This is a genomic window from Ilumatobacter sp. (assembly GCF_039969435.1).
In the GTDB taxonomy this organism is placed as follows: Bacteria; Actinomycetota; Acidimicrobiia; order Acidimicrobiales; family Ilumatobacteraceae; genus Ilumatobacter_A.
In genome coordinates this window covers 229,179-255,064 of the sequence record NZ_JBDVNU010000036.1, presented here as the reverse complement: position 1 = coordinate 255,064, position 25,886 = coordinate 229,179, and the positions used below count along the sequence as shown (strand labels likewise).

Annotated in this window: 28 protein-coding genes, 3 tRNA genes and 1 other RNA gene; 16 read left to right on the top strand and 16 right to left on the bottom strand. The window is 67.5% G+C overall.

Annotated features, from left to right (window positions below; all coding sequences use genetic code 11):
• Positions 1-179: 179 nt before the first annotated feature.
• On the top strand, positions 180-1,658 hold the full coding sequence (locus ABJK40_RS18455) for a hypothetical protein (protein ID WP_348479296.1): 1,479 nt from the start codon (positions 180-182) through the stop codon (positions 1,656-1,658).
• 422 nt (positions 1,659-2,080) lie between these two features.
• Positions 2,081-2,620, top strand: coding sequence for a hypothetical protein (locus tag ABJK40_RS18450; protein WP_348479297.1), 540 nt, complete (start codon positions 2,081-2,083; stop codon positions 2,618-2,620).
• An 18-nt stretch (positions 2,621-2,638) separates the two neighbouring features.
• Here ABJK40_RS18450 and ABJK40_RS18445 read toward each other — a convergent pair whose 3' ends face one another.
• Entirely contained in the window at positions 2,639-3,538 is a 900-nt protein-coding gene (locus tag ABJK40_RS18445; RefSeq protein WP_348479298.1) for a DinB family protein, read from the bottom strand.
• A gap of 4 nt (positions 3,539-3,542) precedes the next feature.
• Here ABJK40_RS18445 and ABJK40_RS18440 point away from each other — a divergent pair, with 4 nt between their 5' ends.
• From ABJK40_RS18440 to ABJK40_RS18430, 3 genes are all read left to right on the top strand, one after another.
• Entirely contained in the window at positions 3,543-3,743 is a 201-nt protein-coding gene (locus ABJK40_RS18440) for a hypothetical protein (protein WP_348479299.1), read from the top strand.
• Positions 3,744-3,755: 12 nt separating this feature from the next.
• Positions 3,756-4,724, top strand: a complete 969-nt coding sequence (locus ABJK40_RS18435; RefSeq protein WP_348479300.1) for an alpha/beta hydrolase — start codon at positions 3,756-3,758, stop codon at positions 4,722-4,724.
• A 579-nt stretch (positions 4,725-5,303) separates the two neighbouring features.
• A complete protein-coding gene (locus ABJK40_RS18430) occupies positions 5,304-5,648 on the top strand; it encodes a hypothetical protein (RefSeq protein WP_348479301.1) in 345 nt (114 codons plus the stop codon).
• A gap of 58 nt (positions 5,649-5,706) precedes the next feature.
• Here the strand turns inward: ABJK40_RS18430 and ABJK40_RS18425 are convergent, their stop codons facing one another.
• From ABJK40_RS18425 to ABJK40_RS18415, 3 genes are all read right to left on the bottom strand, one after another.
• Positions 5,707-5,967, bottom strand: coding sequence for a hypothetical protein (locus ABJK40_RS18425; RefSeq protein WP_348479302.1), 261 nt, complete (start codon positions 5,965-5,967; stop codon positions 5,707-5,709).
• A 186-nt stretch (positions 5,968-6,153) separates the two neighbouring features.
• Positions 6,154-6,227 (bottom strand) — tRNA-Val (locus ABJK40_RS18420).
• A gap of 55 nt (positions 6,228-6,282) precedes the next feature.
• Positions 6,283-6,627: a hypothetical protein gene (locus ABJK40_RS18415; RefSeq protein WP_348479303.1), complete on the bottom strand. Its 345-nt coding sequence runs from the start codon at positions 6,625-6,627 to the stop codon at positions 6,283-6,285.
• A gap of 88 nt (positions 6,628-6,715) precedes the next feature.
• On the opposite strand from ABJK40_RS18415, the gene ABJK40_RS18410 reads away from it, so the two are divergent.
• Positions 6,716-6,877, top strand: coding sequence for a hypothetical protein (locus ABJK40_RS18410; RefSeq protein ID WP_348479304.1), 162 nt, complete (start codon positions 6,716-6,718; stop codon positions 6,875-6,877).
• Positions 6,878-6,957: 80 nt separating this feature from the next.
• On the opposite strand, the gene ABJK40_RS18405 is transcribed toward ABJK40_RS18410, so the two are convergent.
• Positions 6,958-7,782 (bottom strand): inositol monophosphatase family protein, encoded by an 825-nt coding sequence (locus ABJK40_RS18405; RefSeq protein ID WP_348479305.1) that lies wholly within the window; start codon positions 7,780-7,782, stop codon positions 6,958-6,960.
• Between the two features lie 25 nt (positions 7,783-7,807).
• Here ABJK40_RS18405 and ABJK40_RS18400 point away from each other — a divergent pair, with 25 nt between their 5' ends.
• The 3 genes from ABJK40_RS18400 (at position 7,808) to ABJK40_RS18390 (ending at position 8,771) form a co-directional block, all read left to right on the top strand.
• Positions 7,808-8,377 (top strand): hypothetical protein, encoded by a 570-nt coding sequence (locus tag ABJK40_RS18400; RefSeq protein ID WP_348479306.1) that lies wholly within the window; start codon positions 7,808-7,810, stop codon positions 8,375-8,377.
• 23 nt (positions 8,378-8,400) lie between these two features.
• Positions 8,401-8,664, top strand: a complete 264-nt coding sequence (locus ABJK40_RS18395) for a hypothetical protein (RefSeq protein WP_348479307.1) — start codon at positions 8,401-8,403, stop codon at positions 8,662-8,664.
• Between the two features lie 30 nt (positions 8,665-8,694).
• Positions 8,695-8,771: transfer RNA gene (locus ABJK40_RS18390), tRNA-Ile, on the top strand.
• A gap of 71 nt (positions 8,772-8,842) precedes the next feature.
• Here ABJK40_RS18390 and ABJK40_RS18385 read toward each other — a convergent pair.
• From ABJK40_RS18385 to ABJK40_RS18375, 3 genes are all read right to left on the bottom strand, one after another.
• Positions 8,843-8,915 (bottom strand) — tRNA-Asn (locus tag ABJK40_RS18385).
• A complete protein-coding gene (locus tag ABJK40_RS18380; protein WP_348479308.1) occupies positions 8,906-9,562 on the bottom strand; it encodes a hypothetical protein in 657 nt (218 codons plus the stop codon). The genes ABJK40_RS18385 and ABJK40_RS18380 overlap by 10 nt, the downstream gene beginning before the upstream one ends.
• 67 nt (positions 9,563-9,629) lie before the next feature.
• A complete protein-coding gene (locus tag ABJK40_RS18375) occupies positions 9,630-10,883 on the bottom strand; it encodes an NYN domain-containing protein (protein WP_348479309.1) in 1,254 nt (417 codons plus the stop codon).
• 85 nt (positions 10,884-10,968) lie between these two features.
• Between ABJK40_RS18375 and ABJK40_RS18370 the strand changes: the two genes are divergently transcribed.
• Positions 10,969-12,642, top strand: a complete 1,674-nt coding sequence (locus ABJK40_RS18370; protein ID WP_348479310.1) for a DEDD exonuclease domain-containing protein — start codon at positions 10,969-10,971, stop codon at positions 12,640-12,642.
• An 18-nt stretch (positions 12,643-12,660) separates the two neighbouring features.
• On the opposite strand, the gene ABJK40_RS18365 is transcribed toward ABJK40_RS18370, so the two are convergent.
• From ABJK40_RS18365 to ABJK40_RS18350, 4 genes are all read right to left on the bottom strand, one after another.
• Entirely contained in the window at positions 12,661-13,500 is an 840-nt protein-coding gene (locus tag ABJK40_RS18365) for a hypothetical protein (protein WP_348479311.1), read from the bottom strand.
• Positions 13,497-14,546: an anthranilate phosphoribosyltransferase gene (gene trpD, locus ABJK40_RS18360; RefSeq protein WP_348479312.1), complete on the bottom strand. Its 1,050-nt coding sequence runs from the start codon at positions 14,544-14,546 to the stop codon at positions 13,497-13,499. Before trpD ends, ABJK40_RS18365 begins: the two co-directional genes overlap by 4 nt.
• 117 nt (positions 14,547-14,663) lie before the next feature.
• A complete protein-coding gene (locus ABJK40_RS18355; RefSeq protein WP_348479313.1) occupies positions 14,664-14,918 on the bottom strand; it encodes a WhiB family transcriptional regulator in 255 nt (84 codons plus the stop codon).
• A 179-nt stretch (positions 14,919-15,097) separates the two neighbouring features.
• Entirely contained in the window at positions 15,098-16,420 is a 1,323-nt protein-coding gene (locus ABJK40_RS18350) for a heterodisulfide reductase-related iron-sulfur binding cluster (protein ID WP_348479314.1), read from the bottom strand.
• Positions 16,421-16,627: 207 nt separating this feature from the next.
• Between ABJK40_RS18350 and ABJK40_RS18345 the strand changes: the two genes are divergently transcribed.
• From ABJK40_RS18345 to rnpB, 5 genes are all read left to right on the top strand, one after another.
• Positions 16,628-17,068: a hypothetical protein gene (locus ABJK40_RS18345; RefSeq protein WP_348479315.1), complete on the top strand. Its 441-nt coding sequence runs from the start codon at positions 16,628-16,630 to the stop codon at positions 17,066-17,068.
• Entirely contained in the window at positions 17,065-18,576 is a 1,512-nt protein-coding gene (locus ABJK40_RS18340; protein ID WP_348479316.1) for an FGGY-family carbohydrate kinase, read from the top strand. The genes ABJK40_RS18345 and ABJK40_RS18340 overlap by 4 nt, the downstream gene beginning before the upstream one ends.
• A gap of 133 nt (positions 18,577-18,709) precedes the next feature.
• Positions 18,710-19,336, top strand: a complete 627-nt coding sequence (locus ABJK40_RS18335) for a ferritin-like domain-containing protein (protein ID WP_348479317.1) — start codon at positions 18,710-18,712, stop codon at positions 19,334-19,336.
• Entirely contained in the window at positions 19,336-20,163 is an 828-nt protein-coding gene (locus tag ABJK40_RS18330) for a hypothetical protein (RefSeq protein WP_348479318.1), read from the top strand. The genes ABJK40_RS18335 and ABJK40_RS18330 overlap by 1 nt, the downstream gene beginning before the upstream one ends.
• A gap of 42 nt (positions 20,164-20,205) precedes the next feature.
• Positions 20,206-20,559: RNase P RNA component class A (gene rnpB, locus ABJK40_RS18325), an RNA gene on the top strand.
• A gap of 16 nt (positions 20,560-20,575) precedes the next feature.
• Here the strand turns inward: rnpB and ABJK40_RS18320 are convergent.
• From ABJK40_RS18320 to ABJK40_RS18305, 4 genes are all read right to left on the bottom strand, one after another.
• On the bottom strand, positions 20,576-21,148 hold the full coding sequence (locus ABJK40_RS18320; RefSeq protein ID WP_348479319.1) for a histidine phosphatase family protein: 573 nt from the start codon (positions 21,146-21,148) through the stop codon (positions 20,576-20,578).
• A 73-nt stretch (positions 21,149-21,221) separates the two neighbouring features.
• On the bottom strand, positions 21,222-21,710 hold the full coding sequence (locus tag ABJK40_RS18315) for a hypothetical protein (protein ID WP_348479320.1): 489 nt from the start codon (positions 21,708-21,710) through the stop codon (positions 21,222-21,224).
• 9 nt (positions 21,711-21,719) lie between these two features.
• The gene (locus ABJK40_RS18310; protein WP_348479321.1) at positions 21,720-22,466 is read right to left on the bottom strand and encodes a C4-type zinc ribbon domain-containing protein; all 747 of its coding nucleotides are present in this window, start codon (positions 22,464-22,466) and stop codon (positions 21,720-21,722) included.
• Positions 22,467-22,535: 69 nt separating this feature from the next.
• Positions 22,536-24,791 carry a transglycosylase domain-containing protein gene (locus ABJK40_RS18305; RefSeq protein WP_348479322.1) on the bottom strand — a complete coding sequence of 752 codons (2,256 nt, stop codon included), beginning with the start codon at positions 24,789-24,791 and terminating at the stop codon, positions 22,536-22,538.
• A 114-nt stretch (positions 24,792-24,905) separates the two neighbouring features.
• Between ABJK40_RS18305 and ABJK40_RS18300 the strand changes: the two genes are divergently transcribed.
• Positions 24,906-25,868 (top strand): TIGR03621 family F420-dependent LLM class oxidoreductase, encoded by a 963-nt coding sequence (locus ABJK40_RS18300; protein ID WP_348479323.1) that lies wholly within the window; start codon positions 24,906-24,908, stop codon positions 25,866-25,868.
• The last annotated feature ends 18 nt before the right edge of the window (positions 25,869-25,886 follow it).

Here is a 25,886-nt window from a genome sequence, read left to right as displayed (position 1 = left end):
GTACAGACCTCACCTTCTCAGTGAGGTCGATGTCGACCTCGACCTGAGCCTGCGGCTGGACGGCCACGATCCTCGTCCTTCCGTACGCACGTCGATCCGAGCGGCGATCCGAGTCGCGATCCGATCGTCGATCCGACGGTCGAGTGGTGATCGAGTGCAGGACGTGCGATGATGTCTCGATGTCGAGTCGAGGGTTGGGAATGGGGGTGACGGCGTTGGCCATGGGTGCGACCATGTTGGCGATGGTCGGCGCTCCGACCGTCCAGGCCGCCGACTGCGCCCCTGCCGGGGGCGACGTGACGGGTGCCGACAGTTTGGCCTGGTTCTTCGGATCCGACGACGCCGCAGGAATTGCTGGAGCCGACTATGCGCATGCGGTCGAGCTGCCCGATGGACGCACCCTGTGGTACTTCCAGGACGTGTTCTTCGGCGCGGACAACGATCTCAGCGGCGACGACTTCGCCCACAACGCTGCGCTGGTGCAGGACGGCGACTGCTTCGAACGACTGGTGGCCGCCGGTGGGGACGGCAACTCCTGGATCGGTTCCTGGGTCGAGACCGACCTGCAGAACTGGCTGTGGCCTCTCGACGCCGAAGTCGGCGCCGACGGTCATCTCTGGCTCTTCCTCGCGGAGGTGCAGAACCCCAACGGTAGCGGTGCCGCGCGCGGTGCGTTGCCCGTCGGGACCTGGGTCGCCCGGTACTCGCTCCCCGATCTGCAGCTGGTCGGTATGGAACCCGCACCCGACTCGTCACGGTCCCTCTTCGGCTATTCCGTCGTGTCCGACGACGAGTACTCGTACCTCTACGGACATTGCTATCGACAGTTCGATCAGGCGGGCGTGATCGGATTCGACCCCGACTGTTCACCTCACTCATACGTTGCGCGTGTCCCGGTCGGCGAGTTCGACCAGGCGCTCGAGTACTGGACCTCGGCGGGATGGTCGGACGATCGCTCCGATCGACTGCCCGTTCTCTCATCGGAGTTGTCGATGCCGATGTCGGTTCAACGTTTTGGTGACGTCTACGTCGCTGCCTCCGACGAGGGCGACTGGTTCGGCGACGACGTGGTGGTGTACACGGCGCCGGCGCCTCAGGGACCCTGGACCGAATCGCTTCGATACACACCGGAGACCAAGTGTGGCGACGCCTGCAACAACTACGGCGCGTTCGTCCTTCCCGAGTTGCAGGGCGACCAGGTGGTCATCGCCCAGTCGAACAACGCAACGGACATGACCGAGGCCTTCGCGAACGCGTCGCTCTACCGCTCGAGCGTTCGAGCCGTCGAGGTTCCCGGCGTGTCGTCGGCCAACCTCACACGGGCACCGGACATGGAGTTGGCTCGCGCCGAACCCGAACCCCAACCCCAGGTCGCTGCTGCGCCCGACTCGACCGTGGCGACGGTGATGCCGAGCGAGGAGATCGCAGTCGCGAGCGTCGCGCCGGAACTCCGACCGACGACGATCGACCTGGATGTCGGTGCCGAAGTTCGTGGCCAGGCGAGGCTCGCCGGGCTGGCTGCGCTGCTCGTGCTCGTCGGCACGAGCACGCCGCTGGCGGCGATGACCCTGCTGCGAGCACGCGGGCGCTCGCGCGGTCGTCGCCTGCGTGCCCTCGGGCGGGTACGTGCGGGCGACCACCGCCTCCACCACGCCTGAGATGCAGTTGCCGCTGCTCCAGCTCGCCGACGTTCGGGTCCTCGGGGTGACGATCCTCGACGATTCGACGCCACTACGGCGCGGACTTCGGCGAACCCAGGAGGCTGGAACGTCACGAAGCGAGCACTCGTCCTGACGACGATCGGAGCATCGAGTCGTCGTCCCGATTTGCGTTCCACCTCGACCAATCGGGAAGGGCCGAACTGCTCGGGCGAATCCAGGCGATCCTCGACGAGTACGCCGCCACGGACGATGAACGGCGGGCGGCCGACCTGCCTCGCCTCGGCGGCATCTTCGTCCTCCACCGACTGTCGCACCCCGACTGACGACGGGATCAGCACGCGTGCGGAACGGGGGGTGCAATCCGCCGACGTTTCGACATCCGGGAAACGCTCGGCGTCGTCCTGTGAGATCGTGGTGGCGTGGAGGAGTTCGAGGCGATGCTGTCCGGCGGCCACCCGAACTCGCTCGGGAGGACACTCGAGGTCGTCGACGCAGTGCTGGACGACCGTTCTCGCCTCGGCGACCTGTACCACTGCTACTTCAGCGACGACAAGGTCGTCCGGCTCCGGATGTCCAGCGCGATGAAGCGCGTCACGATCGAACACCGGGAGTGGACGATGGACTTCGTCGACGGACTGCAGACCGACGTCGCGGCGATCGACCAGGCATCCACGCAGTGGACCCTCGCGCTGATCTTCGACCTCCTGGCCGACCGGATGTCGCTGCGCCAGCATGCGCTGCCGCTCGAGATCATGCAGGGCAACCTCGCTCACCACTCGGACTGGATCGTGCTGAACAACTCGATGAAGGTGCTCGGCTCGTGGGCACGAACCGACCGGGAACTCGCCGACTGGCTGCTGCCGCACGCTCGACGCCTGGCACGTGACGACCGCACGTCGGTTACCGCGAACGCTCCCAAGTTGCTCGTCCTGCTCGGCGACCGCCCGGAAGGTTCATGAGGCGACCAGGGCGCACGATCACTCCGGAGCGTGCTGCCCCTCCAGCCACGCGACGACGTGATCACGTCGCATGAACCGTGCCCAGGTGAGTGGCGTCGCGTCGAAATCGCCGTCGCGGGCGCCGAGGTCGGCGCCGAGGTCCACCAGCTTGCGGAGCAGGCCGAGTTCGCCGGAGCCGGCGGCGACATGTGCCGGCGTCCGCCCGGAGGTGGCGGGCGCGACGCCGTGATCCAGGAGCCACTCGACCAGCGCCCAACGCCCGAAGCTCGCCGCGGTGCCGAGCAGCGCCGTCGAAGTCGCGGCGTCGACGGCTGCGATGTCGGCAACGAGGGACTCGTCGCCACGGATCGCTCGTTCGGTCAGTGGGTCGGCGCTCAACGGCTGTTGCCACCGGTGGAGGTCGCGAAGCATCGAGATCTCCGCTCCGTGGTGGACGAACTCGTCGATCATGTGCAGGACGTACCCGGCTCGGGTGCCGTCGCCGTACTCACCGCCGACGGGGCCGATGGGAGCGCCGAGGCGTGCGTCGTCGACGAGTGCGAGGTGCGCATCCCAACGTGCGTGGGCACGATCGAGCCGATCCAGTGCGTCGGCGGCCGTCGCCGGCGGTGACGGGTCGGGCGCGTCGAGTCCGACGGCCTCACCCTGTAGTGGCACGCCGAGCCATCGCGAGGCCCGATCCTCGCCGTACATGTCGATCAGGTGCCAGAGACGCCAGGCCAACGTCGTGAACGGGTCCGGGTGGACGACCGGCGCCTGCTCGACGAACGGCGCGCCGTCGGGTCGCGTTCGGATCGACCAACACCCTGGTACCGGTTCCCAGCGGTACTCCTCGTCGGTGAGCCCGTCGAGTCGCCGTCTCGTGCGCTCCCAGACCGTGTCGGACAAGCGCTTCAACTCTTCAGTCGTGTGCACCATCCCGATGAGAGTAGGCCGACTGCTCGACACGGGCATGGAGCCCGGCCACGACGGGATCTCGGGACATGCGCTGTGGGACGTCACCCAGACCTCCGAGGGGATCGTGTTCCGTGTCGGCGACGTCACCGATCGCTCGCCGGGCGGCTCTACCCGAACGCCGCGCCGACGCCGCATCGACCGTCTCGTGATCCGTGTGGCCGTCTGACAGCATGGGCGGATGGATCCTCTGACGTATCGCACCGTTGCCGTCAACGACGTCGAACTGCAGGTGTCGGTCACCAACGAGGGCGGGCCGGCCGGCCTGGCGTTGCTGCTGCACGGATTCCCGGAACTCGCGTTCTCGTGGCGTCATCAGATCCCGGAGCTCGTCGAGGCGGGCTACGAGGTGTGGGCGCCGAACCTGCGTGGCTACGGCGAATCGTCGAAGCCACCGAAGGTGTCCGACTACTCGATCGACCGGTTGCTGGCCGACATCGCCGCGTTGATCGACGCGTCGGGGCGCGACGACGTCACGCTGGTGGGGCACGACTGGGGCGCCGTGCAGGCGTGGATGTTCGCCATCCGACGGGTGCGGCCGCTGCAGCGGCTGGTGATCATGAACGTGCCCCATCCCGCCTGCATGCGACGCGAGCTGCGCTCGTTCCGCCAGCTCCGCAAGTCGTGGTACGTCTTCTTCTTCCAGATCCCGTGGCTCCCCGAGCGGTTGCTCTGCGCCCGGCGGGCGCAGGCCGTGGCGGACTCGTTCGAGAAGATGGCGGTCGACACGAGCCGGTTCCCGGCCGCAGTCACCGACGTGTATCGCGAGGCGGCGCTGCGGCCGGGGGCGATGCGATCGATGATCAACTACTACCGCTCGGCGTTCCGTGGCGCCCGGTCGTCGGCTCGTGAGGAGTTCGGCGTCATCGGCACCCCGACCTTGATGGTGTGGGGTCTGGAGGACACTGCCCTGTCGAAGGAGACGACCGACGGCACCGACGAGCACGTCGCCGACCTCACGCTGCGCTACCTTCCCGGCGTGTCGCACTGGGTGCAGCAGGAAGCACCCGAGATCGTCAATGCGATGCTCCTCGCCTGGCTCGCCGGTGCACCCGTTCCCGAAGCGGGCGACGTCGTCGTCGAACGCCTCGACGACCCCGCCATCCCAACGGCGGTCGGGAGCGCGTCCCAACGGAGCGATGTCGCGTAGAAGAGCGCGGCGGTGTCGACGTGGTCGACGCTGGCGGCGATCTCTGTCCACTCGTTGGTCGATGCACCGGTACTGACCCCCAGCGCGCCGGACGTCGTGGACGAATCCGACACGAGGGAGAGATCCCGTGCACGTGAGCCTCCTTGCGGCGACCTCACGGAACGCCAGGTGGATCGGTGGGCGCAGAGGGACTCGAACCCCCGACATCTGCCATGTAAAGGCAGCCAGAAGTCCTGCTCACGACTCCCAGACCCCCCATTTACCGGAGAAACTTGTATCTCGTTGTTCCTCACGGTTCACCTAGACTGCTACCTGAAGTGCTACCGGAAGCGAAATCGGGAGAATCGGCATGGCATACGGCGACGGATCACTCTTCAGGAACGACCGAGGGACGTGGACGATGTTCGCCACCATCGACGGACGCCGCTACAAGCGAACCGGCAAGGACAAGACCGCCGCCCGCACGAAGATCGCCGAGCTTCGCCGCCAGATTGCTGCGGGCGAGTACGGGTCCGCCGACGCCGACACGTCCGACGCGACTAGAGCCGTTCTCGTCGTCTGGTCGACTCCCTCAAGTACATGCTGGCGACGTTCATGTCGATGCCGGCCTGGGCGCGCGTCCTCCTCCCCGTGGGTTTGATTGGTTTCGCCGTCCTTGCGTCGCTCACGGGCAGCCCCGCCGAGGACGACACTCCGACCGTCAGTGCGACGGAATCGGCTCGATTCATCTGGGAGCAAGAGGCCGAGACTTACGACTTCTGTGCCATCTACTGGTATCGCCCCATTGTGACTGTGACGCAGGAGTTCATGAAACGAGCGTCAGGAATGGACGACCCTGATGCCGTTACCGACAGGATGTTGAGCATCGCCTCTACGGAGTGTCCGAAACCCCTCGGGTGGACCGAAGACGACATAGTCGACTGACGCAAGCGAGAGCATCCTCGATCTCATGAGGAACGCCTCGGGACAGTCGAACGGTAGATCAGCGGTTCACGGTGCGACCGATGTGGAGCAGTAACTCCCTAACGGCCTGGTCCGGCTCAACGTTGCGGGCGAGCGCCATGGCCGTCACCGCATGATCGATCGCGACACACGCAACCACCGCAAGCGCCTCAATCGTTGCGTCCGGATCGGTGCGTGCCGCCTCCCCCACTGTCGTTCGTAGCGTTGCGACGCGTTTCGTCTGGTCGAGAGCTCGGGCGTCGATGTACTGCCACACCGATCGGAGCGTGTTGTCGGTCATGCAGACGATCTTGACGAAGGGGTACCTCAAAGTCCGGCGTGCTACGTCGCCGCACCCGCTCCGCACCCCTGTCGGCACCCGGCAGAAGTGCGACGATCGGACGCAATATCGAGGCGAACTGCTACCGGACTGCTACCGACTGACGGCCGGAGCGACCGACCGAACACAAAACACCTGGTCAGGTAGTGGGCGCAGAGGGACTCGAACCCCCGACATCTGCCATGTAAAGGCAGCGCTCTAGCCAACTGAGCTATGCGCCCGACGTCGCAGGATCGTAGCGGGACGCCGAGATCGCTGGTGGCGGCCGCTCACCGATCAACCCGAGGGTGAGTGTCGTGCGGCATGGAGTCGCTCGGCGAGCGCCGCCTCCGCTGCGGCGTCGGTGGCCCCTGGTTGGTCGTGGAAGATCGCCAGTCGAGCCAGCGCGGAGTGCACCCCGTCGAAGTGGCGGCGCTGGTGGCGAGGAAGGCTCCGACGAAGTCGCAACATCGCCGACCAGTCGGCGAACGCGGACACCTCGACGAGCGGGATGCCATATCGGTCGGCGAGCCACGGCACCAGTTGGTGGAAGCGTCGCCGCGACCGTACATACTCCTCGCTCGTGTGGGTGCCTTCGGCCGAGACCGAAGCGAATGCATGGACGACCGTCGATGCAACCACGACAGGAACATGGGGACTGACCAGGGGCCAGTTCGCGAATGCCAACACGCGGTGTGGAATCAACGTCACTGCGTGCACGTTCGCCGATGTGCAGACATTCCTCGCCACGGGCGCAGGCGCCACCATCTACACCGTGCAGGTCGCCACGGGCACGGACAGCGCGTTCCAAGGAGCGATGGACGCTCTCCAGATCAACGGCACCATCTACGACTTCGATCCGTTCGGTGTGGTGGAGGTCCCGGTTTCCTGAACCGAACCAGGTTCGGACATCTCCGAAGCAACCGACGACCGCCGCTCGCACTTGCGGGCGGCGGTCGTTCGCGTGCGGGGTCAGTTCGCGGCGGCAAGGAGTTCGTCGAGGAGTCCGACAGATGTCGCCGTCACGGGCCGACGACGCGCCGCGTGATCCGTCGTCGTCAGATCGCGGTCGAGCACATCCGCAGCAACTCCCCCGGCCTCCTCGAGGATCAGGACCGAGGCCAGGTAGTCCCACACACCGATCATGTCGTCGTCGAAGTCGATGGTTCCGTCGAATCCTCCGACGGCGCCCGATGTAGCGACCGACGTGATGTCGAGCGCGGTCGCTCCCATGCCCCGGTGCTGTCGGGGTCGGAAGCCGTCAGGCGGTCGAGCGTTGACGCCGATCACCGCATCGACGAGTGCGACGGGGGCAGCGACGTGGATCGGTCGCCCGTCACGGGTCGCGCCGCTGCCCCGGATCGCCTCGAATCGTGTTCCGGTCCGAAGATTCGCCACGTGAGCGACGGTCGGGACACCGTCGAGCACCAGACAGAGTGCGGTCGCGCACCAAGGGAGACCGAGCGACGCATTGGTCGATCCGTCGAGCGGATCCACGACCACGAGCGCATCTTCGGCCGCGTCCAATCGTCGGCCGTCGGGGTCCGTGAGCCCACTCTCCTCGGACAGCACCGTGAACCCGGCACCGTGCAACATGGCGAGGCATGCACGGTCGATTTCGATGTCGACGGCGTACTGCGACTCGCTCCGACCCGCCATCGACCAGTCACCGTTGTCGGCGAGCAAGAAGGTCGTTCGAGCGGTGACGGAGCGGAACAGGTCGAGCACGGCGTGTGCGTCATGATGATCGATGCGACGCTGCTCACGATCGGGCCCGTGTTCGTTGCTCGGCTGCACCGTCGGGACGGTAGTGTCCGAATCGATGGCAGTCATCGATGTAGCGGGATTCGTCGCCGATGTGAAGAGTCAAGCGATCGATCACGGATTCCACGTGCACGACGAGCGGCATTTCGTGGAGACGTACTCGCTCCGTCAACTCTGGGAGGTCGACCTGCACCCCGAGCGAGCGTGCGAAGGTCCGATCGATCTTCACCTGTCGCTCGACGTCGACCCGCGAGCGATGCTCGCCTTCGAGGACGAGGTGATCCGGCTCGAGGAAGTCGACGACCCGCCGCCCACCGGATTCACGTTCACGATGCTCTTCACCTGGACGCTGCCACCACTGCCGGAGCCGCCCGACCTGCTCGTCCTCGCCACCGACCTCGCCGGAGTCGGCGGTGTCGACCTTCCGGTCGAGGTCTCGGCCATCGATTCGTTCCCCTCCGTCACCGACGCACCCGAGCGGAGCTTGTCGATCGTCGCCAAGATGACCGTCGACCTCGCCGACGTGTACATGACCAACGACGACGCGATCGGTGCTGCACTCGAGCGGTGCAAGCACGTCAGCCTCTACCTGCTCGACCGGGCGCCCGCCTGGCTCGACGACCTCTGAACAACGGTATTTGGGAGACCTCCATGCGCGTCCACGAACTCATCGACATCCTCAGCGACCAGCCGGCCGACGCCGAGGTGGAACTCGCCGTCATCGCGCCGGTCGACGGGGAGAGTGACGACATCACCGTCGATCGCTACTTCGTCGACGGCGTGCTGCCGTGGCAGGACGCAGAGGACGACGACGGCGCCGAGATCGACGACGGCGAGCTGACGATCTGGCTCGTCGGTGGCGAAGAGGGCGACGTGAACGCGTTCCTCGACGCCATCGAACAATCCGACGACTGACGTCCACCTGGCGCGTGATCGGCGCCGCACGGGGCGATAGCTCAGTTGGTCAGAGCACGGCACTCATAATGCTTCGGTCCTGGGTTCGAGCCCCAGTCGCCCCACCACAGGTCCAGCGCACGGTTTGACCGACTCGAAAAAGTACGAAGGCCCGCCCCGTGGAGGGCGGGCCTTCGAGCTCCGGGAGCAGGGCTCGAACCTGCGACAATCCGATTAACAGTCGGATGCTCTGCCAGCTGAGCTATCCCGGAATGACGAACCGGCACGTTAGCGCCGTGCTCTCGGCCATCACACGCCGGAACAACGAAATGTCGTGATACCGGATCGACACGCACCCGTGCTCGTGCTTGGATGTCTTGTGACCAGCGGGCCGTGAGGGCCGATACGTCTTCGTGAACTGGCCGGGTGGAATGCCGGTGATGTGCGACCAATGGGCCACAGCCGCAGCTTCATCGAGACCCTCATGCAAGTACAGGGAAGCTCGTAGTCGCGTCTCCTCGATCTCGAAGAACCTTCGCATCCACGTGACGAACGCTGCGACGATCTCGTCGGACGTGTTGGCGAGTTGAAAGCCCGATGCCTCGGTCTTGGAGCCTTCCCCGTGGTACATCGCAAGTCCCCAGATGTACAGGTCTCGATCCGTCGCAGTCGCAGCGAACTCTTGCCCCCGCCGGCGGCAGTCCTCGAGCTCGGCCTGCTTTCGTACGGTCATCGGGTGCGGCGAGTCACCAGTGCGATTCCGGTTCCGAGGCTTGGCAACGAACTCGACGTCACGCACCCAGACCGACACGCTGCCCTTGGCAACGCCGAGCTCCGCAGCGATCTCGGCGAGAGTCCACGCTTCGGCGCGCAACTCCCGCGCCCTCGCACGTTCGACGATCTTGCCCTGGTGCCCCATGTCGTCATCATGACGAGGGGCTACTCCAGAGTTTCGCGCTCTCGAACGGCAGCTCGGAGCCCCATGCTCAGAGCGTGGCGATGTAGGCGTTGCTGGGCACGACATTGGCGCCGGCTCGCCGGACATCGGCCACGATCTCCCGGTCGTTGGTGACCACCACCACGGCTCGGTCGACCGGTAGGCGGGCGACTTCGCTCCGGATCACGTCGTCGGCGGTCACCCCCGTGGGTGAGAACACGATGCGCACCGTGCGGCGGCGTGGTGCGTGCGCACCGACGACCGAATCCCCGTCGAACACGATCGTGACGTCGGCACCGTGGCGTCGGGCCAGGTTCTCGGTCCGCTCGACGAGCGCGTCCCGCTGCTCGTCGAGCGGGCGGCCGGGCCATCCCAACTTCGCGACGTTGTACCCGTCGATCAGGATCGCCGCGTCGGCACGCACGAGATGTTCGGCTGCCTGGGCCGACGTCGAGATCACACCTCCGGGAAGCGGGATCGGCGACCGGTTGCGTCGAGGGTTCCTCGACGCAACCGCACCGGGCAGCGACCTCTCGTCCGGTGTGGACAGTCGCTCCATCTCGCTCACGAACACGCGCGAGGCCTCCAATGCTGCGTCGATGCGTGCTCGCACCTCGGCGGCCATGCGAGCCGCCTCCGCAGCCTCCACCGTCCCATGGGCCACCCGGGCTCGCTCGTCGCCCCCGCCCCGGCCCCGTGGGCCGGTCGCTGCGTCGGTCGCAGCGGCGTCTGCTCGCCGGACCGCGGCCGCCTCACGATCCCGGGCGTGGCGGAGTTCGTTGCGGGTGTCGATCAACTCCGTGCGCACCTCCTCCAAGGCGTCCGTCACCTTGGCGACGTCGGCGCGCAGGTCGTCGAGTTCGGCATCTCGGACTGCGATGATCTGATCGCGTACGAGGACCTCGGCCTGGATCCGCGCGGCGGCCTGCTCGGCGGCGTGCCGACGCCTCTCTGCCCGTCGCAGATCGCGCTCCAGATCCTTCGTCTGACGCTCCGACTCCTCGGCGGCGAGCAGCTCCTCGGCCCGCCGCTCCCATCCGGTGTGGCCGACCAGCCACAGTCGTCCGACGTCGTCGACGAGTTCGGGCAGGGCTCCAGCGGCGATCGCTGACCGGAAGACGTCATCGGCCTCGATGATCCGACGGACGCGTCCCAGGGAACTGTTGGGGATCCTCGGCTTCGCGAGGAACGGCTTGAGTTCCCTGGGGAAGTCGAGTGGAGGACGTCGCTTCTGACCCTCGGTGGCGATGAGCAGGGCGAACTCGAGTGCCGACCGCAGATGTCGATGCTCGACCTCGCCCATGGACCGAAGCTACCTGCGGTCGACCTCGCCGTGTCGACGGTGCGTCGGCTTGACACACGTACGCGTGTTCGTGTTCACTCCGATGATGACAGTTGGGACCGATTCATCGCACATCACGCAACGTTCGTTCGATGAACTGGGAACCCCTCTCCGTGACGTGACCTTCTGCGTGCTCGACCTCGAGACGACCGGTGGCAACCGCGACGAGGACATGATCACCGAGGTCGGCGTGGTCAAGGTTCGCGGAGGTGAGTGCCTCGGCACGTTCCAGACACTCGTCAACCCGGGACGAGCGATCCCTCCCCAGATCGCCGTCCTGACCGGCCTCACCGACGTGCGGGTCGCGCCCGCACCACGCATCGAGGCGGTGCTGCCCTCGCTCCTGAGCTTCCTCGGCGACGCCGTCCTCGTCGCCCACAACGCCCGGTTCGACACCGGGTTCATCCAGGCGGCACTCCAGCGAGCCGAGCGTCCGGCGTGGAGCGGCACCGTGGTCGACACCGTGCACCTCGCTCGCCGTCTCGTGCGTGACGAGGTGCCCAACTGCAGGCTCGGCACGCTCGCATCCCGGCTCCGCCTCGATCACCAGCCGAGCCACCGTGCCCTCGACGACGCCCTGGCCACGACCGACCTGCTGCACCTGCTCATCGAGCGTGCCGCCGGACTCGGCGTGCTGGGTCTCGACGATCTGGTCTCGCTCGCGAAGATCGGCGGCCACCCGATGGCACCCAAGCTCAAACTCACCTCCGACCTGCCGCGATCGCCCGGGGTGTACTCGTTCCGCGGGGCGGGCGAACGGGTGCTCTACGTCGGCAAGGCCACGAACCTGCGCCAGCGCGTCAGGAGCTATTTCGGGAGCGACGACCGTCGCAAGATCGGACCGATGCTGCGTGAGACCCAGTCCATCGCCCACGTCCCGCTGCCCGATCCGCTGACCGCCGAAGTGGTCGAGATCCGCATGATCGCCAGGCTCCTCCCCCACTACAACCGTCGGGGCACCACGGCGAACAAGTACTGCTACCTGCGCCTGGACACCGAGTCGGCCTGGCCACGCCTCAGCATCGTGAAGAATCCCGCCACGCAGGGTCTGCACCTCGGACCGTTGCCGTCGCGGACGATGGCCACCCTCGTGCAGGAAGCGCTGCACACCGCCGTGCCGCTCCGTCGATGCACGCAGCGCCTGGGGCGCAACCACACCGCTCCGTTCGACGCCCCCGTCTGCAGTGCCGCACAGCTCGGCGTGGCCCACTGCCCGTGCTCGGGAACGGCCGACCCTGCCGACTACGCGGCCGCGGTCGAGCAGGCGTCGCGTGCGTTCCGAGGCGACCCCGCCTTCGTCGTCGAACGTCTACGCGAGCGGATGTCCGCACTCGCCGGACAGCAGAGGTTCGAGGAGGCCGCCGCCACCCGGGATCGGCTGTCCGCTCTGCTCGGAGCCGTTCGTCGAACGCAGTTGCTCGACGCTCTCGGGCACGTACGTCACGCCGAGGTCACCCACCGCGACACGACCTGGATCATCACCGACGGCCACCTCTCCGACACCCGAACGTCGTCGGCCCTCACGTCGGCGTTGTCGATCGCGCCTCTCGGCTCGGTCACCGCCGGGGTACCGGTCGCACGTGAACACGCCGACGAGGCCCTGTGCCTCGCGAAGTTCTTCGACAAGCACGCAGCACGCCTCGCCGTCACGTGCAGCGGGACCTGGCGCTTTCCGATCTCCTCGACCGAACGGATCCCTCCGCTCGAACGAGCCGCCTGACATCCGCCCGAGGGCGCGTCAGAGCACACGCGCTCCCAGCGGATCGATCGACAACAGCTTCGTGTGACCACCTCGCGGCAGCGCCGCCGCAACCGCGTCGGCCACGTCGACGGGAGCGAACAGCGCAACGGTGGGGCCGCTGCCGCTCAACCAGGAACACCAGGCCCCCGCCGCCGCACCCGCCTCCATCGCCTCGACCGCCCCCGGCACGCGGGGCAGCCGCGACGCCTGGTGCAGCAGATCCGACGTCGCGTCGACCAGCAGCGTGGGATCGTCGTGTGCGAAGGCAAGCGCGAACTGTGTGGCACGACCGATGTTGTGGACCGCGTCGGCACGATCGACCACGTCGGCGAGAACGAGGCGCGACGCATCCGTCGACGTCGTCACGTCGGGCACCCACGCCACGACCGCGGCGCCGCCGAGAACCGGGCCCACCCGGAAGGGAATCGCACGGCCCTGGACCCAGGCGACCACACCGCCATGGAGCGAGGCAGCGGCATTGTCACCGTGACCTTCCAGCTCGCCGGCGACCCCGATGATGTCGGCATCGCACTCTGCGATGGACCGTCCCGACTGCGCGACGGCGAGAGCCGCTGCACCCACCCGGACGGCGCCGCTGAACCCCAGGCCGCGGGCCATCGGGATGTTCGTCCGCATCCAGACGGGCCCGGACCCGCCCAGGCGGTGGAAGGCGATGCGGGCCGGGTGGTGATCGTCGATCGGATGGGCATCGTGCGGAGCTTCTCCCAGACCGAGATCGGCGTACAGATCGACGGCCATGCCGAACACGTCGAAGCCGGCACCGAGGTTCGCCGACGACCCCGGCGTCCGCACGACCAGCCCGGGCGGTGCGGTCATCCGAGCTGCGCCTGGGAGACCGTCACGAAGCGGTCGAGCACCTCCGCCGCCGAGCCGTCGTCGATGGCGGCGCGAGCCCGTTCCACACCGTCGGCCAGGTCACTGGCGCCTCCGGCCACCAGGAGGGTCGCTCCTGCGTTCAGCACCACGACGTCACGATGCGGACCCGGCCTTCCCGCCAGCACCCGGCGCACCACGTCGGCATTGTCCGACGGATCGCCACCCCGCAGATCGGCAGCGTCGGCCCGGTCGATCCCGACGTCGCGCGGGTCGATCGAGAACGATCGCGTCACCCCGTCACGCAGCTCCCACACGTGCGACGTCCCGCAGGTGGTCAGTTCGTCGAGTCCGTCGCCGTGCACCACCCAGGCGCTTGTCACCCCGCGCCGTTCGAGTGCTCCGATCATCGCGGGGGCGTACCGAGGGTCGGCGATGCCGATCAACTGGTTGCGAACCCGACCGGGGTTGGCCATGGGCCCGATCAGGTTGAACACGGTGGGCACGCCCATCTCCCGACGCGGCGGGCCCGCGAACCGGAAGGCGGCGTGGAACGACGGGGCGAAACAGAAGCCGAGTCCCACCTCGCGCACACACGCCGCCACACCGTCGGGTGTCTGTTCGATTGCGACGCCGAGGAGTTCGAGCACGTCGGCGGTGCCGCACTTCGACGACGCCGACCGGTTGCCGTGCTTGCACACGGTGGCCCCCGCCCCCGCAGCGACGATCGCTGCCATCGTCGACACGTTGATCGAGTGTGACCCGTCGCCTCCCGTGCCGACCACGTCGACCGCTGCGCTGCGCTCGGCGTCGGTGAGCGGCACGATCGCCGCCTGCTCCATGGCGGCGTCGAGCATCCCCGACAGTTCGTCGACCGACTCGCCCTTGGACCGCAGCGCCACCACGAACCCTGCGATCTGCGCTGCGGTCGCGTCGCCGGACAGGATCGTCGTCATGGCCGAACCGGCCACGTCGGCGGTGAGGTCTCCTCCGGCGATCAGCGTGCCGAGTACGGCGGGCCAGCCCCCCTGGTCATCGATCGCAGACATCTGACGGAGCGTACGCGACACGAGCCCAGCGACGGCAGGCCGTTCCATCGAGCGTCCCAACCTCGGTTGTTCCGTCCCGGACCGAACAACAGAGGTTGGGACGAGGAACTGGGCGGGTCAGAGCGGACGGCGGCGCTGGCGGAGGATGCGGCGTCGGTCGCGCTCGGTCGCGCCGCCCCACACGCCCGACTTCTCACGGTAGGTCAGTGCGTGGTCGAGGCAGTCGGTTCTGACCGCACATCCGTCGCACACCGCCTTCGCGGCCTGCGCTTCCTGCTCGTCGTCGGGGTAGAAGATCGCCGCCTGCAACCCCCTGCATGCTCCGAGGCCCCACCACTTGGTCTCCTGCGGAGTGATCTGTTGTATCGACACGTCGTTGCCCCCAGTGGCCCGGACTGATCCCTGTGTGGCGATGTCCCCTCCGCCATGACCAGCAACTTAGAACGTGCGAGCGACGAACGCCAGGAAAAACTCACCACCCGCGGCGGTCCCGCCACCGGCTCCCGGGCGGTCGGACATCGCGATCCGTCGGTCGATCCACGCCGCAGCGGTCAGGTCTCCTCGGGGATCCCGTACGCCCGTGCGATCACCTGCAACGGGTGCTGAGGCACGACACCCGCGTGCTCGCCGATCGCGAGGCTGGCCAGGTGTGAATCGCTGACGACCACCTCGCCGGGCGCTGCGTCCAGCTGTTCGGCCAGTCGCTGCGTGATCGCGTCACCCACGTCACCGCCCGCACGCATCGACCAGATTCCACCGATTCCCGTGGGTTCGTGGACGACGTCGATGCGAGCACCGGTGAGGCGCATCAGGTCCCGGCCGGGAAACCCGTCGCCACGGGCACGGATGAGACTCGACGCCTGGTACGTGATCCGTTGCGGGACGGCGCCCTCGAAGTCGGTGTCGAGCACGTAGTGGTCGCCTCGATGCAGGGTCATCAGGTACCCCGCTGCGTCGAAGGTGCGCTCGGCCACCAACTCGGCATCGCGGCGGGCCTGCTCGCTCGTGACGTACTCGATCGAATCGACGGTCAACACGTGGGCACACGCCGGCTGGGGCACCACGATGTCGGTTCCCGCGCGGATCTCCGCTGCGAGTCGGGCCATGTTCTCCTCGGCGACCTCTGCGAAGGCTTCGATGTCGCCGGAATGCAACAGCGGGGCGCCGCAGCAACGCGCTGCCGACACGCTGCACTCGATGCCGTTGCGCTCGTACACCTTCACGAGGTCCTTGCCGATCGACGTCGCCTGGTACTCGACGATGCACGTCGGGAACAGCGTGACCGCGGCCTGTCGCCGCTGCAGCCTGATCGTGGGCCGATCAGCGAACCAGTCGGAGAACCGTTCCGTGGCGAACGTGCCGAGTCGGCGCACCGAGGAGGCTCCGGTGAACCGCTCCAGGACCCCACGCACCCGCGATCCGTTGGACACGCTGACCACACGGTTCGCCAGCGCCGGCACCTTCGTGGCCACCCTGCCGACCTTGTCGGGACGGGCGAGCACACGTGCCGCCATCCTTCCGGTGGCCCCCAAGTGACCGTGTTCGAACTGCATCGCACGGGCACGCAGCATCAGTCGAGGCACGTCGACGCCTCCGTCGCTCGCCCCGGTCGCGCCATGTTCGTTCGGGCACCCCACCGCGCAGAGCGTGCAGTGCACGCACGCGTCGACCACCTGGTCCTGCTGGGCCGGCGTCAACAGGTCGGCGGCCGGTTCGGCCATCGAATCCAGCATGTCGAACAGGGTCGGGAACACGCCGCACAGCCCCACGCATCGCCGACACCCGTGACACACCTCGTGCGTTCGGGCCAGCTCCCGACGAACATCGGGCTCGTCGGTGTACGCCGGGTCGACCGGGTCGTAGGTGATGGTCACGTCGTGACCGTCACCGTCACGGCGGCGGGGACAGCGGCGACGCCGTCGTCGGCGAGCGCTCGGTCGGCAGTGGCACACATTCGCCGAGCAGCGACATCCGAGTCCGTCGATGCTCGTTGCACGAACCGCCACGGTACTTGCCGCACCACGGTTTCAGGCCGAGATCCGGTTGGGGAGCCACTCGGCGAGCGTGCCACGATGACGGTCATGAACGACGACGACCACGTCGCCCGGATCGAGGGGATCCTTCCTCACCGCTGGGACCTCGACGCGCTGCGCTCGGGTGCAGCGGTTTGCGCCACGCTCGCCGTGCCGTTCCGGATCGTCGCCGCAATCGTCGACAGCGACTCCGGTGGTCTGAACGCACTGTTCTTCGTCCTCTTCGTGGCGTTCTTCGTCGTCGGCGCAGGGTGTGCAGCTTGGGTGCAGCGGACGGGGACGCCGCTGAGCCACGCCCTGGTGACGGCGATCGGCACGTACGCATTCGTGGAGATCGTGTTCGTCGCGATCCGGCTGGTCCGCGGAACGCAGATCCCGTGGTTCTCGATCTTCTTCACGCTGTCCGTCATCTCGGCAGCCGGCGTCATCGGCGGCTTCCTCGGCAGCCGGCTCCAGGCTCAGGGGTTCGTCCCGTCGAGTCGGCGATGACCACGACGCACGGCGCTTCGGCGTCTCCGCTGCGCTTCCTCGTCATCGACGTCGGCACCACCGGGCTCCGAGCGGCGATCGTCGACGACGACCTGGACGTGGTGCATTTCGAGTACCGCCACAACCCGCCGTCGACACCCTTCGACGGGCTCGTCGAGTTCGACGCTGCCCACCTCGCGTCGCTCGTCCTCGATGCCAGCCGAGCCGCACTGGCATCGGTCGATTCGCCCGTCGCCGCCGTCGGCATCACCAACCAGCGTGCGAGCACGATCGTGTGGGACCGGGCAACGGGCGAACCGGTCGCTCCCGGGCTCGGTTGGCAGGATCTGCGCACGATCACCGAGTGCATCGTCGCGAAGGCCACGCACGACTGGACCGTGGCGCCCAACCAGTCCCTCACGAAGCTCGGGTGGCTCCTGGCGAACTCCGGCGACCTCGACGGCCGCGACCTGTGCTTCGGCACCATCGACTCGTGGATCGCTCGGACCCTCACGGACGGAGCGATCCACGTCAGCGACGGCACCAACATGTCGACGACCACGACCGGGATGCGCATCGCCGACGGCTCGGCGTGGGCGACCGATCGCCTCGCGGAGTTCGGGATCCCGGAGGCGATCCTGCCCCTCGTCGTCGATTCGACGGGCGTCGTGGGACACGCCACTGCGCTCCCCGGATCACCACCGATCGCCTCCCTGATCGGCGACCAGCAGGCCTCGCTGATCGGTCAGGGTTGCGTCGAACCCGGTGTCGCCAAGCTCACGCTCGGGAGCGGAGCGATGCTCGACGTCGTCACCGGCGCGCCACCGCCCTCCCGGATCGAACGCAGCCCGGCGGGCACCTACGCCCTGCCCACGTGGCAGCTCGGCGGCAAACTCACCTGGGGTGCCGAGGCGATCATGCTGTCGGCCGGCACGAACATCGAGTGGCTCCGTGACGATCTGGGTCTCATCGAGACGAGCGCCCACAGCCACGACGTGGCGCAGGGTTGTTCCTCCACTGGTGGCGTCGTGTACGTGCCGGCGTTGCTGGGTCTGGGAACTCCCGACTGGGACTACGGGGCGCGCGGCACGCTGGTCGGCATGACCCGAGGCACCGAGCGACCCCACGTCGTGCGAGCCGTCCTCGAGGGCATCGCCCATCGTTGCGCCGACATGGTCGACGCCGTTCGGGCCGACACCGGGGTGTCCGTGGAGAGTCTCCGCGTCGATGGCGGGATGTCGGTCAACCCGACGATGATCGCCGCCCTCGCCGATGCGACCGGATGTCGAGTGGAGGTGTCGCCGACGACCGAAGCGACGACCCGCGGCGCTGCATTCCTCGCCGGCCTCGCACTGGGTCGCTGGGACGACGTCACCGACGTCCGACACCTGTGGCGGCCGAGCCGGGTTGCCGACGCCGCAGGTGGCCCGGAGGCCGAGCAGGACCGACACGTCGCGCGCCGACGTTGGAGCGAGGCGCTGGGTCGCGCGCGGAGTTGGTATCCCGAACTGTCGGCACTCGACTTCTGATGGCCGCACGACCGGTCCCCAACGGACTTCACGAGTGGACGAATCCGGTGTTCACGCGTCCCGTCACCCTAGAATCGCTCCGTTGCCCTCCGAGGAGGGCCGCAGACGCATGACCCGAAAGGACCCATCCCCCGTGGATCTCGAACCAGCTGAGCGTGACCTCGACACATCGGTGTCACGTCGCAGCCTCGTCACCCTCTCCGGCGCTGCCGGCCTCGGCGGCCTCGCCGCCGCCCTGCTCCTCGACCGCACCACGCTCGCCCTCCCCGCCGACGACGAGGTGGAGCGTCCGAACGTTCCCACCGACGCCGACGTGGCGCTCCTGTCGCAGGTCATCGGGTTGGAGCTGGCCGCGAGCGAGTTGTACCGACTCAAGTTGGAGAGCGCGGACGGCGATCTGGCCGTGGCCGTCGGGATCATGGCCGAGAACCACCAGGCCTACGCCCAGGCGGTCGCCGGCGCCACCGGCCTCTCGGCCCAGTCGGCGAACGAATCGCTCGTCGATGCGAGTCGGGCCGGGTTCGAGGGCTCCGACGACGAGTTCTTCGCTGCCGCCCATGCCTTCGAGCAGACCGCAGCGGCCACCCACACCGCATTGATGGGCCAGTACGAGAGCGACGACGCGATCGCCCTCACCGCCTCGATCGCGCTCACCGAGGTCCGTCACGCCACCGTGCTCGCCGACCTGCTCGGCGTGAGCGACCTCGACGTGCTGTTCGGGAACGACGAGTCCGCACTCTCGCTGGGAGACGATGCCTGATGAACCTCGAACTGAACCCTCGCACGGGGCGCCGCCAGGCCCTCAAGATCGGCGGCCTGTCCGTCACCCTCGCCGCTCTGGCCGCCGCGTGCGGCGAGAACCGCACCGGCGATGACGCGCCGGGGCGGGTCGGCAACGCACCCGTCGTCACCACACCGCCGGACTACGAAGTGGACGATGCGGTGCTGCTGCGCACGGCGTCCTCGCTCGAGTACACCGCGATCGCCGTGTACGAACTCGTCCGCGACTTCGACGTGCTCGACGGAGAACTGCTCGACCGTCTCGTGGCCGACCACCAGGGCACCGCCGACGTCATGGTCGGGCTGACCGAAGACATCGGTGGAGTCGCCTGGACGGAGACCAACCCGTGGTTCATGGATCGTGTCGTCGGCCCTCTGGTCGAGTCGATCACGTCGGGCGACCGCAGTGACGACGACATCAACGCCGACCTCTTCAGCATGGTCACCGCTCTCGAGAACCTGGCTGCGGCGTCGCACCAGGAGCTCGCGTCCGCGATCGGTGAGACCGACGCCCGCATCGCCCACCTCGAAGCCGCGCTCCTCGAGGCGCGCCACGCCTCGGTTCTCGCCATCCTGAACTCCGGCGACTCGAAGAACTACTTCTCGCCCGCACTCGTCGGCGAGGACGTGGCCCGCGACGAACGGGGCGGGATCCCGTACTACGCGATCTCCTCGACGTTCGGTGAGACCGCGCAGATCGACCTCATCGCCGGCCCGGCCGACGAGAACGGCGTGCGCACGACGTTCTCCCTGCAGACTCCGTCGCTGAACAGCTTCGTCTACAACGAACTCGAACCCGACGCCTGAGCCGTTGCGACGCGCGCAGGCGTAGAGTCCTGCACGCAATGGTGAGGTGACCGGGTGGCCGCGGTTCGTGTTCGCACGAGTCGAGGAAAGTCGGGGCTCCATCGGGCAGAGTGCTGGCGAGAGCCAGGTCGGGGCGACCTGACGGACGTGCAACAGAGAGAGACCGCCGATGGTTCTCCTCGCCCTCGGGCGCGGGGTTCACAGGTGAGGGTGAAACGGTGCGGTAAGAGCGCACCAGCGACGTCGGTGACGGCGTCGGCTCGGTAAACCCCACTCGGAGCAAGGTCGAGCAGAGCGATGGGCGGCCCGTCCGTTTCGCTCGGGTAGACCGCACAGATGGATGGCCACCGGGAGCGCGAGCTCCTACAGAACCCCGCTTACAGGCCACCTCACCATTGCACCGACAACCGCCTCAGGCGGTTTCGTTGAACGTGAGCAGCACCGGTCGGCGACCGCGGATCGCCACTCGACAGATCGAGGCATGGTCGAGGTGGCAGTTCCAGGAGATGCCGATGTCGACGCCGAGCGCCCAGGCGACGGCCGACTTCATCGGCGACACGTGGCTGACGACCACGACGTTCTCGTGAGCCGCTCGCTCGACCAGGTCGCCACACGCCGTGCGCACACGATCGTCGAGGGCCTTCAGGGACTCGCCGCCCTCGGGCACGTAGGAGTAGTCGTTGCGCCAGGTCTGCCACACCTCCGACGGCACGTCCGCGTGGGGGACGCCTTCGTAGATCCCGTAGGACAGTTCGACGAAGCGCTCGTCGGTCTCGACCTCGACTCCGAACGCCGACGCCGTCTGCTGCGCACGCTTCAGAGGGCTGGCGACGACTGCGTCGACCGACCCGACCTCGTCGATGATGTAGGCCGCCGCATCGATCGCCTGCTGTCGGCCGAGGTCGTCGAGGTCCTGGTTGAGGCGACCCTGCAACAGCCCTGCTTCGTTCGCGGCGGTCCGGCCGTGGCGCAACAAGATCAACACGGGGCAAAGTGTGTCACACGATCGGATCGACACCGGCGATCGACCTCGTCAGCCGACCGAGACGACGCTGCTCTCAGGGCGTACGGTCGGGGACCGCATCGAGGCGACCGTCGTGCAGGAACCGTCGGCGCCGTGTCGGGTCCCCCATTCCGTTGCGACGCCACAGCCAGACGCAGCCGGCGATCCCGACGAGCTCGAGTCCGACGCTGATCCACCCGCGGTCCACGATGGGGATACCGCGGTCATCGAAGCCGAACCCCGTGAACGGCCACCAGAACGTGTCGGTGTCGTTCCACGCCGCATCGAACACCAGATGCAGGAACAGACCGATCGGGAGTCCGAGCAGCGTCTTACGACGCCCACTCCCCCGCTTCGTCGCGATCATCACCACGGCGAGCATCACGATGCTCACGGTGACGCTGTGCAGTGCCCGCGCCCCGCCGAACACGGCGTCGACCGCAGGCAGGACGGAACCGACGAGCAGCAATCTGTTGTCGAAGGTCGGATCGCGGAACACGAATCCGATCGTGACCACCGACGTCGCGAAGAACCAGAAGAACACGAGGAGCGTCTACAGCGCGAGCATTCGTCCGCAGTTGGGGCAGTCGGCGACTCCGTCGGACACCGCCGCCTCCTCCTTCACGACGTCGACCTCCGCAGCGGAGAGGTCGAGGTGGCAGCCGTCGCAGCGGTGCCCGACCAGCTTCGCGACGGCGACCCCCGACGACGCACGCACCCGGTCGTACCGGGCCATCACGCCGTCGGCCAGTTCGCCGCGCGCCACCGACCGCTGCGCGCTCAGTTCGTCCAGTTCGCGGTCGATCTCGGCAGTGGCACGCTCGAGCGCGCTGTCCGCGACCGACACGGCGTCACGGAGGGCGGACTCGGTGGAGAGGTGGGCGGTGAGACGGTCGTCGACGTCGGACTGTTCCTCCAAGGCCTCGAGTTCGACGGTGTCGAGCGCATCGACCTGTTCGTCGAGCGTGGCCATCTCGTGCATCAGCGCCTCGGCCTCACGCGGAGCGATGACGGTCTTCAGCTGTGCGGCCAGTCGCACTCGATGTGCGTCGATCCCTGCGGCGTCGGACTCGGCACGCTCGATCACGGCGGTCAGGTCGTCGAGACGGGACCGCATCGAGTTGCGTTCACGTTCCCAGGTGGTGAGCGACGTGGACGCGGCATGCAACTGGTCGCGCTCGACCAGTCGTTCCCGGCGGTTGGCCAACTGGTCGGCCTCGGTGTCGATCCGCTGGACCTCCAACAACCGATCTGCGGTGGTGATCGGTGTCTGGTCCGGGGCGTCACTCGAATCGGTCATCGTCACAGATCATGCCACGGACGACCGACTCCACACCCAACACGTCGCCGGGGAAGCGACGGCGCCGGCTCAGCAGGGTTGGATGTTGCGGCCGAGCGCGACCGACGGCAGGGGCGCGTACGGATCGAGGTTGTCGGGAGCGATCGTCGTGCCCAGGGGCACGTTCTCGTACTGGATCACGATCGGGGTGGTCTGCACCGGTACCGGCTCCGCGGGCGGCTCCGCTGCCGGCGGCTCCGTTGCCGGCGGCTCGACCTGGAACTCCTCTGCAGCCGCTGCCGGTTCGGGTGCCGCCTCCTGCGGGATGACCTCACCGCCCGACTGGCCGACGACGATCTTCTCGCACTCGTTGCCCGGCAGGACGAGGCGGGCGTTTGCCCGCTCCGGCGGCGCCGGGTCGTCCCAGTCCTCGATCGGGAGGAATGCGTGCGCCGGCTCCATGAAGCTGTTCCAGATGCGGGCGGGATACGTACCGCCCTGGATCCTGGGGAACTCGAACCCGCTGATGCCGACCATCGGTGTGTAGGCATCGGGGTTGCCGACCCACACGGCGGTCGACAGTTGCTTGGTCCCTCCGACGAACCAGGCATTGGTGTTGTTCTCCTGCGTCCCCGTCTTGCCGAAGGCGGGTCGGTCGTTCTCGAGCGGGCCCTCGTTGCGGCCGGTGCCGTAGGTGAGCGTGCCCTTCATGATGTCCACCGTCTCCAGTGCGGCATCGCGGTCGAGGACCTGTGTGCCGGGATCGAAGTGGGTGTAGGTGCGGTTGCCATCGGCGTCGTCGATGAACTCGACGTAGTAGGGCTCCTTGTGGTTGCCCTCGTTGGCGAGCGTCTGGATGCCGGCGGCCATGTCGAGCACCGTCATCTCGTTCGCACCCGTGGCGAAACTGACGAACGGTTGCACCGGCTTGCGCTCCTCGACCGGCTGGCCCTTGTAGAGGTACGGCGACGACGCCATCCGGTAGGTCGTGTCGACGACCCGGTTGAGACCGACGATCTGGGAGAGACGAGCGAACCCGCAGTTGACCGATCGCGCAGTGATGTCGCGGAGGTTGCCGACGAATCCGGCCACGCCCCCGTTGATCTGGAAGACGGGCTCGTTCGGGTCCCCGCTGGGGAACGCACATCCGACACGTCCGTCGATCTCGTCGCCCGCCTGCGCTCCGGCCTGGACGGCCGCGGCGAGGATGAAGTACTTGATGCTCGAACCGGTCTGGCGTGGCTGGAGCGCCATGTTCAGCTGATTCTCGTCGGTGAAGCCGCGACCTCCGACCATCACCCGCACCGCGCCGGACTGCGAATCGAGCGACACGATCGCCGCCTCGAATCCCTCGTCGGTCGGCGGGAGTTCCAATTGAGCCTGTTCGGCGGCCTGCTGCATCGACGGCTTCAGGGTCGTGTGGATGCGCAGCCCGCCACGGAACAACTGGTTGTAGCGCTCCTCGGGGGTGTCGCCCAGGATGTCGGAGGTGTTCAACAGGTAGTTCCTCAGCGCCTCGGTGAAGTAGGAGCGGGAGTAGTCGCGACCCGGGATGACCTGGACCCGTTCGGGAATCAGGAAGTCGCCCTCGAGGAAGTCGGCTTCCTCCTGGGTGATGATCTCCTCGGTGACCAACCTGTCGAGCACCTGGATCCAACGCGCACGACTGCGTTCGGGCTCGTTGATCGGGTCGAAACCCGAGGGTGAGCGAACGAGGCCGGCGAGGAACGCCGCTTCCAGGAAGTCGAGATCGGCGGCGGTCTTTCCGAAGTACGTCTCGGCGGCCGCCTGGAGGCCGTACGCGTTGTTGCCGAAGAACACGGTGTTCAGGTACCGCTCCAGGATCTGTTCCTTCGGCATCTCCTTCTCGAGCCGCTTGGCGTACTGGATCTGCAGCAGCTTGTACCGTCCGTCGCGCTCGAGGCCGGCGAGGAAGTCGTTCTTGACGACCTGCATCGTGATGGTCGATGCACCCTGCTGGGGAGCGTCGGACGCGAAGTTCGACAGCGTCGCCCGGAAGAGGCTGCGCACGTTGACGCCTTCGTGGTTGAAGAACTCCTTGTCCTCCACGACGAGGAAGGCCTGCACGACGTCGGACGGGATGTCGGCGAACTTGATCGGCTGTGAGTTCTCGAGTTCGTAGATGCCGATCTCGTTGCCATCGGCGTCGTAGACGTAGGACCGTTGCGCGAGTGGTTGGAACTCGGGCAGCACGATCGGATCCTCGCTGTGGGCGTTCGCTGCGTTCCACATGCGCGGAGCGACCGCCACGACGATCGCGACGATCAGCAGTGCGCCGCTCGCGACCACGAGCAGCAGGCGGGGGATCCAGTACAGGCGTTGCACAACGACCCAAAGCTAGTGGCGCGCCGAACCCGGAGTGCGTCATGGCGACGTGGTCACAGCCACGCCGGATGGATGTCACCAGGTCGGGTGATCGCGTGATGGCAGGATGGGGTGATGAGCGACCAGAGCAGCCCGTTCCCGACCAAGCCGTTCCGGTTCGGCGTGCAGTTGCAGTCGGCCGACTCCGGTGCCGCATGGGTCGAGCAGGCCCGCCGTGTCGAGGGTCTCGGATACGACGTCGCCACGATCCCCGACCACTTCGACTCCCAGTTCGCACCGGTGCCCGCACTCCAGGCGATCCTGTCGGCGACGACGACGTTGCGCGCCGGGGCGCTCGTGTTCGACAACGACTACCGGCATCCCCTCGTCCTCGCCAAGGAGCTCGCCACGATGGACGTCCTGTCGGACGGACGCGTCGAGATCGGCATCGGTGCGGGCTGGATGATCAGCGACTACGAGCAGGCCGGCATGGACTACGACCGTGCCGGCGTGCGGATCGACCGGTTCGTCGAGGGGCTCGCGGTGATCACGGGACTCATGGCCGACGGCCCGTTCTCCTTCGACGGTGACCACTACACCATTCGCGACCACGACGGCTTCCCGAAGCCCGTCCAGCGGCCGCGTCCGCCCGTGATCATCGGAGGTGGCGGCCCCCGAGTCCTCGGTCTCGCGGCTCGCGAGGCCGACATCGTCGGTGTGAACGGCACCCTGCACGCCGGCGTCATCGGGCCGGACGCCATCGCGACGATGACGCGCGACGCGGTGGTCGACAAGGTGGCGATCGTCGCCGACGCAGCACGCACGGCAGGCCGACTCGATCACATCGAGATGAACATCCGCACGTTCTTCGTGTCGGTCACCGACGACCGCGACACCCAGGTCGACGCACTGTCCGCCATGATCGGCGTCGACCCGCGGATGATCTCGGAATCACCCTTCGCCCTCGTGGGCGACGCCGACGAGATCTGCGACACGCTGGTGGCACGTCGCGAGGAGTTCGGATTCAGCTACGTCATCGTCGGAGCCGGCGAGATCGACGACTTCGCCCCCGTCGTGGCCCGCCTCGCCGGAACCTGACGCGGATCGGTGCGCACC